Here is a 13,548-nt window from a genome sequence, read left to right as displayed (position 1 = left end):
AAACTGATAGGGCGCGATCCATGGAAGCTTAGAGGGGAGATGGAGCTTTTCATAATTGTTTCATAATTCAATTCAAACGACAATGGCGGACACCTGGGTTATCCACCCGTCACCCAGCAAGTCCAAAGAGTCAGCGCTCCCCCGGCGCTCTAACTTCTTGTGAGGATTGTTCCTTCCAATGAGGAGGCTCTACAAACCCGCTTATCTACCGCCCTAGACTTTACGCCCCTCTCAATATGTGGATAAAGTTGACAAGAGGTCATATCACGCAGAGCAATGTACTAAGCTGTCTTTAGCACGTCGTCAACCGTCTTGCATGCCTTCTCCCCTTCTGTCCAACGCTATCCTTGTGAATCTTATTACCCGCTCTGAACGTAAAAAATCGGCTGTTAAAACAGCGGCAATTCTGGAGGGGGCGATGCAAGAATTTTTAGCGAATGGCTACGCCGCTACTAGCATGGACCGGGTAGCCGCGACTGCTGGCGTTTCTAAAGCGACGGTTTACAGCCACTTTCAAGACAAAGCCGGACTATTCGCAGCCCTGGTGCAAGAGCTGGCCGAAGACAAATTTCGGACTGTGTATGACCCGCGTGACGAAAATGCGCTGCAGGGAGAGCCCAGGGTCGTGCTGAGTGAGCTGGCCACTAAGGTGCTAAATGACGCTGCCCGCGATTCGCAATTTTGTGAATTTATGCGCCTGATTGTAGGCGAGTCGGGGCGATTTCCAGAGCTGGCCAAGCCCTATATTCAAAATGTCGCCAAACCGTTGCTTGATGGCCTTACCCGCTATTTAGCATCCTGCAGTGAGCTACAGCTGAGCGACCCTGAGGCGACCGCTCGCACGTTTGCTGGCACCCTAATTTACTTTGTGATTTTGCAGCGCGTGCTAGGGGGACAAGATCTAATGCCTTTAGAGAGCGATCGCATCGTCACGACCCTCGTCGATCTGATTGCTCCTCCATGCTAGAGTGCCCGTTCTTATTAGAGTCTCGCCATCTACAGCTGCGCCACGGTCAGCCAGACGATATTCCAGCCATCCTTGCCTACTACCGCGAAAATCAAGCACACCTGGCCCCCTTTGAGCCACTGAAGCTGCCTGAATTCTACACCTCAGACCACTGGCGGCAAGCGCTGTCGCAGCGACTGACAGAGACTCAAGAAGATCGCTCGCTCAAGCTATTTCTATTTCTAAAGTCATCTCCTCACCCGCTGATTGGCAGCGTTAACTTTAGCAACTTTAGTCGAGGGGTCTTCCAAAACTGCTCAGTCGGCTACAGCTTGGCCAAAAGCTATGAGGGCCAAGGCTACATGAGAGAAGCCCTCCAGGTCAGCATAGACTACGTTTTTTCCCGGCTGCGATTTCATCGCATTGAAGCTAACTACCTGCCTCACAATCAGCGCAGCGGACGCTTACTCAAGCGGCTTGGCTTTGCCGTCAATGGCTACGCGCCTGACTATCTCTACATCGCGGGTCAGTGGCAGGATCATATTCTCACCAGCCTAGTTGATTCTATTGCGACCAACACACACCCGTGACGCCTATCAGCCTCAGGCCAAATCGTGAACGCTAGATCGTTTCGCTTAGCCGCAGCATGCTGATCCAGCCAGCAGCCATTTTGGGAATAGATCTATGGGTAAGGTCTGCCTGAGGCTGCTGGAAAGGGAATCACAATATGGGTGTTTTATCCGGGGTTTTGCACATAGCCGATCTTCGTCTGGGTACCTGGATGGGTCAAGGCTCTGCCGAGGTCTTGATTGTGGCTGCCGTCTTTGCAGCATACCGGCTAGTGATTTTCCGAAGAAAAAGCCACGGCTCAGTAGCAATAACTCTTGAGGGGATGACCGCCGATTGCTCTCAGCGCTCTTCGTCAGCGTCTTCCGAGGCGGCTCAGCTCAATGGCTGCTCACCGAACCTACCCCCTGAAATTTTTCAGCAGGCCATACAGCACTCTGCCAACGGGCTAATCATCTGTGATGCGCAGCCGCCAGACTTACCGATTGTGTACGTCAGTCGTAGCTTTGAAGAGCTGACGGGCTATGCCGCTGCTGAAGTGCTGGGTCAGCGCTGTCGGTTTTTACAGGGAGAAGACACAGCGCAAGCAGGCATCGCGGACATGGGACAGGCGGTGGCAACAGGCTCCGGCTGTAAAGTACTGCTGCGCAGCTATCGTAAGGGTGGTAGACCTTTCTGGAATGAGGTCACCCTCTCGCCACTGACCAATAATCAAGGCATCGTTACCCACTACATTGTCACCCAGATTGATATTTCTCATTACTTAGAAACCTTTAAGGCGCTGCAAGAGAGCGAATTGCGCTATCGCCATCTCTATGAAGAAACGCCAGCTATGTTCCATTCGATAGACCGCCAGGGGCGCGTTGTTAGCGTAAGTCACTACTGGCTAGAAAAGTTGGGCTATCAGCGCCAAGAGGTGATTGGCGAACTGCTGAGCGCATTTGTCGCAACCGAGTCGCAGCAGCAAATCGGCAAACTACTGCCGCTGCCAGAGGCTCACGCTGCTTGCCGAGAGATGCCCTGCCAGTTTATAAAAAAAGACGGTGATCGCATGGATGTGTTGCTTTCAACCATTGCCGAATGCGATGACATTCAATATTCGGGCAATGCTTTGGGTGTTTTAGTAGATGTGACCAAGCGCAAACAGGCCGAAGAAAACTTGCGCCGCAGCGAAGCCTTACTACGTGCTATCAACAATCTGCCGCCCACTGGCATTTTTGTTATGGATTGCATTACTAACGAAGCCCTATTTGTCAATCCAGAGTTTTACCGAATCTGGCAGCTAGAGCACTTACAAGCCGCTGTTGACTGCGGGAGAGTCACGGGCGAACAGTTACTGAGCGAATGCTTGGGCAATATCAATCTGGGAGCTTTTGTTGCCACCTCGACAGCTCAAGACTTTAGCGACGGCAACAAAGTGATAGAAGATGAGGTGCCGCTGCTAGATGGGCGCACCCTGCGACGCATTTATGGCCCCATCCAAGAGAACAATGAGACTTTTGCCTATCTCTACGTCTTTGAAGACATCACTGAGCGGAAACAGGTCGTCGAGAAGCTGGCGCGGGCAACGGCAGCGGCAGAGGCAGCTAACCGCGCTAAAAGCGAATTTTTAGCCAATATGAGCCATGAGCTGCGATCGCCGCTAAACGCCATTTTAGGCTTTACCCATATTCTCCAGGGGGCCAACCCCAGCGCCGAACAAAAGGAACATCTAGACATTATCTACAGCAGCGGTGAGCACTTGCTGGCTGTGATTAGCGACATTCTCGACATTTCAAAAATCGAGGCCGGACGCGCCGTACTCAGTGAGAGCGAGTTTGATCTGTATCGTCTGCTCGACGAGCTGCAACAGATGTTTTTGAGCACTGTCAGTGATAAAGGGCTGCGGCTAATAGTTGAGAAATCGCACAATCTACCGCGCGTAATTCGCAGCGATCGCCTCAAACTCAGACAGATTTTAATCAACCTGCTCAGCAACGCCATCAAGTTTACCAAGGTAGGCACCATCACCCTGACCGCCCGCCAAACAGTACCTAGCGCCTCTCCAGACAGCCGCTCCCAAACCCTCTCCTTTGCCATCACTGATACCGGCTTTGGCATCGCCCCGGCTGACCAAGATCGCCTGTTTGAAGCCTTTGTCCAAACCCAATCTGGACTGACCGCCTATGAAGGCACTGGGCTGGGCCTGACCATCTCGCGCGAATACGTCCAACTGCTCGGTGGCCAAATCACGGTGGCATCAACGTTGGGCAAAGGCTCGACCTTTGCCTTCGAAATTCCGACGGTTTCTCTAGAAAACTCAGACGCATCGACAGTGCTAGGCTCTCCTCAGGGCCGCGTGATTGGGCTTGAACCTGGTCAACCAACCTATAAAATTTTGGTAGTAGACGATGTCGATCTTAACCGTAAGCTGCTGATTCGCCTGCTGAGCGATGTTGGCTTTGAAGTGCGAGAAGCCATCAACGGGAGAGAAGCCATTGCCCTCTGGCAAACCTGGCGACCCCATCTCATCTGGATCGACATGCGTATGCCCGTGATGAGCGGCGAATCGGCGACAAGGCGGATTAAAGCGCTCGATGTTGCTGGCAAAACCCGGCTGATTGCAATCACTGCCAGTGCCTTTAGCGAAAATAAAACAGCAGCGATCGCCAGTGGCTGCGACGATTTTGTCAGCAAACCAGTTCGCGCAGCCGAAATCTTCGAAAAAATGGCTCAGCATCTCGGCATCCGCTATCAGTATGCAGAAACCGTCGGCGACTCGGCTAGCGATACCGTCGATGAGTCGCTCACCCCAGAGGGCTTAGCCCAAACCCCGAGTGCCTGGCAATACGCCATTACCCAAGCCACCCTCGATCTAGACGACGAAGCCATTTCAGACCTGGCAGCACAGCTCCCTTCAGCCCAGATCGGTCTGGCCCGAGCCATCAAAAAATGCATCAAAAACTTAGCTTACAAAGAGCTACTGCATGCCCTTCAAGAAGCAGAAAAAGCAGCCTCTTGATCGCCACCGCTCACCCGGTCTAAAAGGGCGAGAAAAGCATCGTAGTCAGTAATTGGCTTAGTACAGAGATGGTCCGCTAGCGCATCGCTCAGCAGGCGAGATTGATTGTTATAGGTCGCATAGGCCGTCAGCAATACAATCGGTAGCTGAGCCGTCTCCGTCTGCGACTTCAGCAAAAAAGATAGCTCCACCCCAGTCACTTCTTTCCCCTGCCAAAACGTCCCCGGCAGGTTCACATCCATAATCACCAGATCTATCAGCCCTGATCGGCAGTGCTTGAAGACATCCTCCGCTTTGTGAGTCAGCCTAACTTTGTGGTTGCCTAGTTTTTCTAGCAGCCGGGCAGTACTTCGGCCCAGCAGATAGTCATCTTCAACCATCAAAATATTCACAAGCGAGACTCCTCAACAACGACCAAAAGATCTGAAAATAAAATATAAATAGACCGAAAAAAATACAAATTAATCCATAATCTAGCTTTGCTCGCCGCCACTTCAACCAGCGATCGCTAGCGTAAACGCTCTATTGAGACGGCAATCAGCCGATCCCTATCCTTTCAAGTTATGAAGACACCGCCCTTTTAATACCTTTCTTGTCGCCCTGCCAGTAAATCTTTTATAGCAGGTTGCCCACCTTATACGTATCAACGAACATTGATGACTGCTGATGAACCCAGCCCCCAAACTGGGAATACTAGTACCACAAAACATTCTTGTCATGGGTAGCGAAGGCTATGGAGAGCGAAGCACAGCGCGAAAGCTTCAAAATATTGGTCGTCGATGATTTGCTAGAAAACCTTCGGCTGCTCGCTAGCCTGCTAATGGCAGAAGGCTACGAAGTAAAGAGAGCCCCTGACGGGAGCATGGCCCTTAGCAATGTACCGCGCTTTCAGCCCGACCTGATTTTGCTCGATATTATGATGCCTGATATGGACGGCTACGAAGTCTGCCAGCGGCTCAAAGCTAACCCCCAAACTCAAGACATTCCGATCATTTTTCTCAGCGCGCTAGACCTCACCTTTGATAAGGTCAAGGCGTTTGAAGTCGGTGCCGCCGACTATATCAACAAACCATTTCACCCGGCAGAGGTCTTAGCTCGGGTTAAAAACCAGCTAAAAATGCGTCAGCAAAGCTTACAGCTACAGGCCCAGCAGGCGCTGATCCAAACTCAGCAGCAGCAGTTAGAAGAAGCCACGCAAGCCCGCCAGATTGCCGAAGAAAAATGCCGCCAGATGATTGCTGTGGCCACCGCCTAGCCCCGCTCGCCAGCAGAGTAAACGTGTTAGGCTCAGGACGCTTTTGCTCTTTGGTACTATGACTCTATTGCCCGCTGTGCCCGCTGTTAACGCCCTGGTGGTCGGAGCGACTCAGGGCATCGGATTAGAATTTGTCAAGCAGCTATTGCAAGAGAGCCGCGTTACTCACCTGTTTGCGACCTATCGCCGTGAACAGACCGCTGCTGAGCTATTTACCCTCGCCGACCAGCATTCTCAGCGACTGCACTGCGTAGCGATGGATCTCACTGATGAGGCGCAGATTGCCACTGGCATCGGCAAAATTCAAGCGTGGGTGCCTCAGCTCCATCTGGTGGTTAATTGCGTGGGGCTGCTGCACAGCGATCAGCAGCAGCCCGAAAAAGCCCTGCGCCAGCTAAATGCTGACAATCTGCTGCGCTATTTCCAGGTCAATAGCATTGGCCCGGTACTGCTGGCAAAGCATCTGATGCCTGCACTCAAACATGCAGAACCCAGTCTCTTTGCCACTATCTCCGCCAAAATTGGCAGCATTGGCGACAATCGTCTAGGCGGTTGGTATGGCTATCGGGCCTCTAAAGCTGCCCTTAATATGTTTTTAAAGACGGCTGCTATAGAATACAGCCGTCGTAGCCCTCGGACAACGATTGTGATGCTGCACCCGGGGACGACCGACACCCAGCTCTCCCAACCCTTTCAGCGCGGCGTCCCACCGGAAAAACTCTTTTCTACAGAGCGGACGGTTTCTCAGCTAATCACGGTGCTCTCGGGCGTTACGCCGCAAGATAACGGCGCTTTTTTTTCGTGGGATGGCAGTCGTTTGCCCTGGTAAGACCTGCCGAAGCTTAATCGTTTTCGGTTGGGCTAGACGGCTGCGGGCTGAGCTGAGACACTAACTGAGGACATGCAGGTAGAGGGCTTAGAGAAGCTAGTCCCAAAGGCTACGGGCTGACTGGGCGGAGGAAAATAGCCTTTTTGAAGGCTGTGACCAATTGCCCTACGGATTGAGAGAGTCGCTGCCGGTTGCTTAACTTAAGCTGCATGTAGTCTACTGGTTGCCCTACGAACTGAGGTTGTTCAGCTTCGTAGAGATAGCGATAGTGCAAAAATAAGTCTCGGTAGGGCAAGAGAATATTTTCTCCGGCACACAGCCGTTGGAAGAAGTGAGAGCCAACCCCGATGTAGTGCAAATAGGTCAGCTGTTTTTGATGGTCAAACAGGATATGGTTTCTCTCTTCGAAGTGAGGTGAGGTAACGCAGCAGCCAGTACGTTTTTCAGTGGGTAGCACCCGTGCTAGGTTAGCCGCTTTAATGCCGGACTTCATTACCATGTAGTTCAAAATGGCCTGATCAGGCCCGTGGTAGTAAAGGATGCTGGCCTCGCCTGCCTGCAGGTGAGCTAGCAAATCTGCCAGGATTTTATCGGTGAAAACGCCTTTTTTGGAGGCATAGAGGCCCGCACAGAAGATCTCTGTCTCCAGGCGATCGCCCTCAAACACCTGGGTCAGATTAGCCGCTGTAACATCATAAACATGGCTGAGATCTTTATACTGAAAATCGTAAGTGACAAAGTCGTGGTCGTCTAAACTGTCAAACAACTGGTCAAACGAATTCATCGCTAGGATGTCGGCATCTAGGTAGATGAACCGATCAAAAGGCCCATCAAAGCAGCAAAACCGGCGGTGCATGCCCATACGGTTAACGCCGTTAACGCCGCGCTGAGCCCAAGCTTCCAAAGCAGTCGGATGCGCCTGCCAGATTTGGGTGGCAAAGGTCTCCCATTTAGTCAGGATAGCTGCGTCATCAAACCACTGCACTTGCGGGTAGCGCTGAGTTGCGGTTCTGGCCCGCTCGGTATTGTCATCGTAAGGCACGACGCAAATGGGCAAGTGCTTGCCGATGTTTTGCTCAATGCTGTTGATCAAAGCAATCAACTGATCGAGGACAACATCGTTGGCTAAAATATATACGCCGTTGGCCATAAACTGGTGACTCCCATTCAGCAATTACAGCGCTAATATAGCTGTCAATACAACGCATTGCTATAGTTCCCACGCTACTTGTCTAAATCAATATGTACAGCTTCAATATCTGTTCGATCAGTCTGACTGTTAGATGGCGGCTGTTAGGGAGTGGGGCCAATATCCCCTTAGTGGGCAACATGAAGGCAACAATAGCTTGGATAGCTGAGGTGCCTTCAGATGACGATTCAGTTTTCTAAGTGGCGGTGGGCTGGCGTAGCCGCGCTGACTTTGGCAATATGGCCGCTGGCAAGTGGGGCCAAAGCGTCAGAAGCTTGTACCTATCAGTGCAAGTCTGGTCAAATCCGGTTTATGCCAGGTCAGCCGCTGACGATTGAATTTGTCAATCACACGAGCGGGCTGATCAACCTGGAGCGGGTGCTGGATATTGACTTATATTGGCTGCGATCGCAGCGCGAATTTCAGATTCAGACTCAAGTGGGTGTAGACCCGGATATGTCTCTGGTGTTTTGGGGTCAAGATAACCGGGCGGTGAATGCCGTGCTGCATCGCCCTGATGCGCAAACGCTGCGGATAGAGTTTTTGCCTAGCGGCTTTGATAGCGATCGCGCTGTGCATGTCGCCAACGATGGGCGGGTGCTAGTGTATTGAGGATTTCTATCTTCTATGATTAGATCGTATGATCTAGCAATTTTGTCCTGTGCCCGAAGAGTCGATTGAGAAACCAGATCTAGAGAATGCGATCGCCCCAGCGCTGACAGGTCAGGTAGACTTGCCTTCTCAACGACAGGTGCCGCCCCAGCGGTGGCAGATTTTCCCAGCGCAACCGGCTCAGGCCAGGCAGATTGCTCAGGCGACGGCGCTCTCGCCGCTGCTGGCTCAGGTGCTGATCAATCGCGGCATTTACACCCCTGAGCAGGCTTGGGAGTTTTTAGACCCCGAGACGCTGCTGCTGCCTTCGCCGCTGGATGATTTTCCCGATCTGGCCGATAGCCTGGATCTGCTGGTCGAAGCGATTGATGCTCAGCAGAAAATTATGATCTGCGGGGACTATGACGCCGATGGCATGACCAGTACGGCGCTGTTGATGCGATCGCTGCGCTACTTAGGCGCTCAGGTTAACTACGCTATTCCCAGCCGCATGGACGAAGGCTATGGCATCAACCAGCGCATTGTTGAGGAGTTTCATGCTGCTGGCGGCGCGATTATTCTCACGGTTGATAACGGCATTGCTGCCTATGAGCCAGTTGCCCGCGCCCGAGAACTGGGCCTAACGGTGATCTTGACTGATCATCATGACATTCCCGAACGGTTGCCCCCAGCTAACGCCATTCTCAACCCCAAACTCATCCGCGCAGACTCTCCCTATCAGGGCGTCGCGGGCGTCGGCGTGGCCTATATTTTGGCGGTCTGTCTAGCTCAGCGCATGGATCAGATGCAGGATCTGACGGCCACGCTGCTGGCGCTGTTTACGCTAGGTACCATTGCTGACTTAGCGCCGCTGACAGGCGTAAACCGTCGCTGGGTGAAGCGCGGCTTAAAGCTGCTGCCTAAGTCGCCTATCCCAGGGGTGCAGGCGCTGATCGAAGTGGCTGGTCTGAGTGAGGAGACAGCCCTCAAACCAGAGGCGATTGGCTTCAGGCTAGGGCCCCGGATCAACGCTGTAGGCCGCATTGCCGACCCGCAAATTGTGATTGATCTACTCACGACAGAAGACGTGGGCGTTGCCTTGCAGCGGGCTATGCAGTGCGAAGAGGCCAATAAGCTGCGCCGCCAGATGTGCGAAATCATTGAGGCGCAGGCGGTGGAATGGTGCGAAGAGCAGCAGGCAGAGGGCTTGCTCGATCTGCAAACCGAGCGGGTGCTGGTGATTGTGCAGCCCGAATGGCATCACGGGGTGATTGGCATTGTCGCCTCGCGTCTGGTAGAGCGCTATGGCGTTCCGGTTTTTATTGGCACTTATGAGGACAAAGCTCAAAAGGAAATTCGCGGCTCAGCTCGCAGTATTCCGGAGTTCAACGTATTTGAGGCGCTGCAGTTTTGCGATGATCTCTTCGATAGGTACGGCGGTCACCGGGCGGCGGGTGGCTTTTCTTTTCCGGCCAATAAGCTGCGGCAGGTGAAGTCACGGCTGAGCAATTTTGCCCGCAAGCATCTACAGCCCGAGCATCTTAAGCCCTTGGTGACTGTCGATGTGCAGGCTCCGCTTGCCAGTATTGACCTGGAGCTGTATACACAGATTGACCGGATTCATCCCTGCGGCATTGAGAACCCAGACCCGGTGTTTTGGACGGCAAATGTCGCGGTGGTTGAGCAAAAAGCGATTGGTAAAACCGGCACCCACTTGAAGCTGACGGTGGCCCATCCGTCACCTGCTGGTGAACAAACGGTGATGAAAGCGATCGCCTGGCGCTGGGGAACTTACTACCCGCTGCCTCGCGCCCTGGACATTGCCTATAAGATTCGCCTGAATGAGTGGCAGGGGCGTCGCAACGTAGAGCTAGAGCTAGTGGGCGTCCGGTCTGCACTGCCAGTCAACGCTGATGGATCTGGCATTCGGCCCTGGTCAGCTCAGTCACCTGCGCCCTCTACACCCTTGACGGCGGCACCTGATGAGACAGCAGAGCCAGTAATACCGGTTTCTCCAGCTGCTCAGGCCGCTAAAGAGATTGCGCTGGACCTGCAGCGATCGCTTACCGAGAAGCCCGCTGCTGCGCCAAACAGCTCAATTTCCTTCAAGGTTGACCATACCGTTAAGCGATCGGTTATTGGTCAGGCCAGGCCAGACGCAACTCAGCCCTATCCGGCAGTCGCCGAAGCCGCCGAGCCGGTAAGCTGGGCCACCGAGGGGATGCCGCCCGCCGAGGAACTCGGCAACCTCGCCGTCGATCTGCCTGCGCCCGGTTCCTCACTACACGTTGAGTTTTACTACAGCAAGCGGCGATATAAGGGCACCCTGGAGTCTCCAGAGCAGACAGGAATCGGTCGTCAGCTGACGATTCAAAACAGCGAAGGACATCTGCTGGTGGTGCAGATGAGTGAGCGGCAGGGCTTTTTGTATTTGCCAGAGGCTGCACCGCTTGCGGTAGATATTGCCGACCTGAAGTATTTCAATCTGATTCGGGCTGGGCTCAGTGCTTTGGAAGTAAAGCAAAAAACTCAGCTGCTGATTAAAAAAGACGAGCTGCTGTCCGAAAAAGACGGCCAAATTGCAACGATGCAAGCCCAGATTGAACTGCTTGAAGAGAAAATCACCCACCTCTCAGCAGAGCAGCAGCGCCAGTTTGCCGCGCTCGAAACTGAGCGGCAGGTGCAGGAAAGCACCATTCAGGGACAAGAGGCCCTGATTGAGCAGCTACAGGTGCAGACAAGCCGTCCGTCACTGTCTTCAGCAGGTGTAAAGCAGCAGGTACGCGACGCTGTCGGCGACAGCGTTTGGTTTTGTTTGCAGGCGACGAGTCAAAAAGACCTGCAGGCCGCCTATAAGAATTATCAGCTGGTACAAACAGGGGGGCCAGATGCCCATATTGATGACTATTCAGAGGCGGGCATTCGGCTGAGCTTGGCGGTAGAGCGCGAGGTGCTGACGCCCCTGTTTGCCGATCTGGCTGATTTTTTGCAGGCTCAGGGCATCACCGAAATAGGGGGTATGCCGCTCGAAGCAGCGAATAAGCATACTTTAGACAGGGTGCCGCAGCTTTTAGCTGAGCAGTGGCGCTCGTTTCCCCCGGGTCAGCTAACGCAGCGATCGCAGCCTGATGGCGGTGTAAAAATGGTCAAAGTGACCGATCAGGGGCAGGTGTCGAGCGGCGATCGCGCACTGCTCTGCCAGTTTTTTAGCCAGTGGGATCATCCCATGGCAGGCTGCTTTAGCCAGAAAGGACGGCAGGCGGCCTCTAGTCTGGATCAAATCAGCAAGCTGCGCGACGTTGCCGCTCACCGTGAGCGCTTCTTATACCAGTGGCAGTACGAATTGCTGCATCAGCTGATTGCGGGGAAGGCGGGGAAAGGCGGGCTGCTGCGCCGGATTTTTGCGCTTGAGTGAGGCGTTGCGTAGGGAAAGGGCGATCGCTCTTCAGCCTGGGAACTCTGCCCCAGCTCTCTCAGAAAGCCTCCGGATTTGGGAAAAATTCTGCGATTAAATAGTCATTGGTATCTGTATGTCGCTGATAGCGCTGGCCGTACTGATGTAACCGCAGCAGTCACTTCTTGAAGTCAATATCAAGCTTGACAGTGGCAGCACGAGACACTGTGCAACTACCTCTACCTCATACATAACGATGGACGACAGTATTGTCATCGAGCTTTCGTCTGTGCAGACACGCGACGGTGCTTTTACAGCATCTACTCAAGTTAATTTTGACCGGAAAATTAGTGCCTACGAGCGCCAACTCGCAGCAGAGCCCGGTGATATTACGGCTTTAGACGGCCTCGGCTATTGCCTCTCTCGCTCGGGCCGACATCAAGAAGCGCTGGCTATCTACAGCCGACTTCTTCGGCACAAGTCTGATGCACCGGGCATTTGGTGTAACTACGGCACAGTTTTAGAGCAGCTGGGATACTATAGTGAAGCTGTTGAAATTTACAAACGTGCGCTAGTAGTTTCCCCTGGCTACTTCAAAGCTATGTATGGTAAAAGCAAAAATCTCTACCGGCTTGACCGCTACAAAGAAGCGCTGGCTAGCTACGACCGAACGCTAGCAATTAGCCAGTCTTACGATCTATGGTACGGACGCGCTAAGGTGCTGACCAAGCTGAATCGGCTGGATGAAGCGGTCGAGAGTTTTGAACAAGCGCTCCAGATCAATCCACGCTCGGCTAAGGTTTGGGCGAGCCTCGGTCAGGCGCTGATGTACCAGCAAAAGAATGAAGCGGCGATCGCTAAATTTGACCAGGCGCTGACGCTCTCACCTGACTACGCCCTTTGCTGGACTTACAAAGGATTTTTGCTAAAGCGGCTAAGCTACCACACCGAAGCGCTAGACTGCTTTGACCAGGCCACCCAGATCGAGCCCAGCGTGGCAAGTGCCTGGCACCACCGGGGGCTGACGCTGATGAACTTGCAGCGCTACCAGGAAGCTTACGACAGCTTTAAGGCGGCTTTGCAATGTCAGGCTTATGACCATAAGAGCTGGCTTTGTCTGGGCTGGGCACTGGAGAAAATGGGCGACTACACACAGGCGATTGAGGCTTATAATAAATCGCTTTCAATTGAGCCAGATCAGTCTTTTGCCTTTTACCGGCAGGCTCGCTGCTATGCCCTACTAGAGAATATGGGCTCGGCGATGGAGTACTGGCGGCGGGCGATGGCGCTGCATCCAGAGATTTACCAGCAGCGGGCGCTGACTGACCCTGTGCTGCAGTCTGTGCAGGCCAAGGCGCTTTTGGCAGAAGCGGCTTCAGCGACGACTGCACCTTCTTAGGAAGGCGGTACGGGCTTGGCCATATGCGTTTGAAATCCGGCTGCGGCTGACTGCTGGTAGTTAATGTTGCTGGCGTAGGCAGTTAGGGCGATCGCTGGAATCTCTCCGCCTTGCTCAGGAGAGAGCGATCGCACCCGTCGCATCAGCGCGTAGCCATCAACATCGGGCATGCCCATATCGCTCAAGATGATATCTGGTTTGGCTTTTTTGAGGGCGGCGATCGCCGCTGCCACCTGACTGGCCACCAAGTCAAAAAAGCCTTGATAGTCGTCATCGAATGGCAATAGCTCAATAACCGCTGGTAAGTAGCATTATTGAGGAAAGTAACGATGAGTGGTCAAAGGGCGAGAAATCTGTTGTAACAGAAGAATGAAAAG

At 53.3% G+C, this 13,548-nt stretch carries 10 protein-coding genes and 1 pseudogene; 8 read left to right on the top strand and 3 right to left on the bottom strand.

All coding sequences use genetic code 11. From position 1 onward, the window contains the following. The first annotated feature begins 349 nt into the window (after positions 1-349). The 3 genes from CKL79_RS16885 (at position 350) to CKL79_RS16875 (ending at position 4,514) form a co-directional block, all read left to right on the top strand. The gene (locus tag CKL79_RS16885) at positions 350-967 is read left to right on the top strand and encodes a TetR/AcrR family transcriptional regulator (RefSeq protein WP_240518921.1); all 618 of its coding nucleotides are present in this window, start codon (positions 350-352) and stop codon (positions 965-967) included. Next, complete coding sequence (locus tag CKL79_RS16880) at positions 961-1,536, top strand: GNAT family N-acetyltransferase (RefSeq protein ID WP_121970752.1); 576 nt, start codon at positions 961-963, stop codon at positions 1,534-1,536. Before CKL79_RS16885 ends, CKL79_RS16880 begins: the two co-directional genes overlap by 7 nt. 137 nt (positions 1,537-1,673) lie before the next feature. Continuing rightward, a complete protein-coding gene (locus CKL79_RS16875; RefSeq protein ID WP_121970751.1) occupies positions 1,674-4,514 on the top strand; it encodes a PAS domain S-box protein in 2,841 nt (946 codons plus the stop codon). Here the strand turns inward: CKL79_RS16875 and CKL79_RS16870 are convergent. After that, positions 4,487-4,906 (bottom strand): response regulator, encoded by a 420-nt coding sequence (locus tag CKL79_RS16870; RefSeq protein WP_121970750.1) that lies wholly within the window; start codon positions 4,904-4,906, stop codon positions 4,487-4,489. The genes CKL79_RS16875 and CKL79_RS16870 overlap by 28 nt on opposite strands. Before the next feature lie 320 nt (positions 4,907-5,226). Between CKL79_RS16870 and CKL79_RS16865 the strand changes: the two genes are divergently transcribed. Both CKL79_RS16865 and CKL79_RS16860 read left to right on the top strand, forming a co-directional pair. Beyond that, entirely contained in the window at positions 5,227-5,769 is a 543-nt protein-coding gene (locus CKL79_RS16865) for a response regulator (RefSeq protein WP_240518920.1), read from the top strand. 58 nt (positions 5,770-5,827) lie between these two features. After that, the gene (locus tag CKL79_RS16860; protein WP_121970748.1) at positions 5,828-6,598 is read left to right on the top strand and encodes an SDR family NAD(P)-dependent oxidoreductase; all 771 of its coding nucleotides are present in this window, start codon (positions 5,828-5,830) and stop codon (positions 6,596-6,598) included. Positions 6,599-6,707: 109 nt separating this feature from the next. On the opposite strand, the gene CKL79_RS16855 is transcribed toward CKL79_RS16860, so the two are convergent. After that, a complete protein-coding gene (locus CKL79_RS16855) occupies positions 6,708-7,748 on the bottom strand; it encodes an Npun_R2821/Npun_R2822 family protein (protein WP_121970747.1) in 1,041 nt (346 codons plus the stop codon). Positions 7,749-7,967: 219 nt separating this feature from the next. On the opposite strand from CKL79_RS16855, the gene CKL79_RS16850 reads away from it, so the two are divergent. From CKL79_RS16850 to CKL79_RS16840, 3 genes and pseudogenes are all read left to right on the top strand, one after another. Further along, entirely contained in the window at positions 7,968-8,399 is a 432-nt protein-coding gene (locus CKL79_RS16850; RefSeq protein WP_121970746.1) for a hypothetical protein, read from the top strand. 121 nt (positions 8,400-8,520) lie between these two features. Next, positions 8,521-10,269 (top strand): annotated as a pseudogene (gene recJ / locus CKL79_RS24405) (single-stranded-DNA-specific exonuclease RecJ); the annotation flags it as partial. 1,759 nt (positions 10,270-12,028) lie between these two features. Beyond that, entirely contained in the window at positions 12,029-13,171 is a 1,143-nt protein-coding gene (locus tag CKL79_RS16840; protein WP_121970745.1) for a tetratricopeptide repeat protein, read from the top strand. On the opposite strand, the gene CKL79_RS16835 is transcribed toward CKL79_RS16840, so the two are convergent. Next, entirely contained in the window at positions 13,168-13,455 is a 288-nt protein-coding gene (locus CKL79_RS16835; RefSeq protein ID WP_240518919.1) for a response regulator, read from the bottom strand. The two genes, CKL79_RS16840 and CKL79_RS16835, sit on opposite strands and share 4 nt — an antisense overlap. Positions 13,456-13,548 lie beyond the last annotated feature (93 nt).

The sequence above is a fragment of the Leptolyngbya sp. BC1307 genome, assembly GCF_002286735.1.
Lineage (GTDB): Bacteria > Cyanobacteriota > Cyanobacteriia > Phormidesmidales > Phormidesmidaceae > Phormidesmis.
The sequence above is the reverse complement of the archived record's forward strand: the minus strand, read 5'-3'. Positions and strand labels throughout refer to the sequence as shown.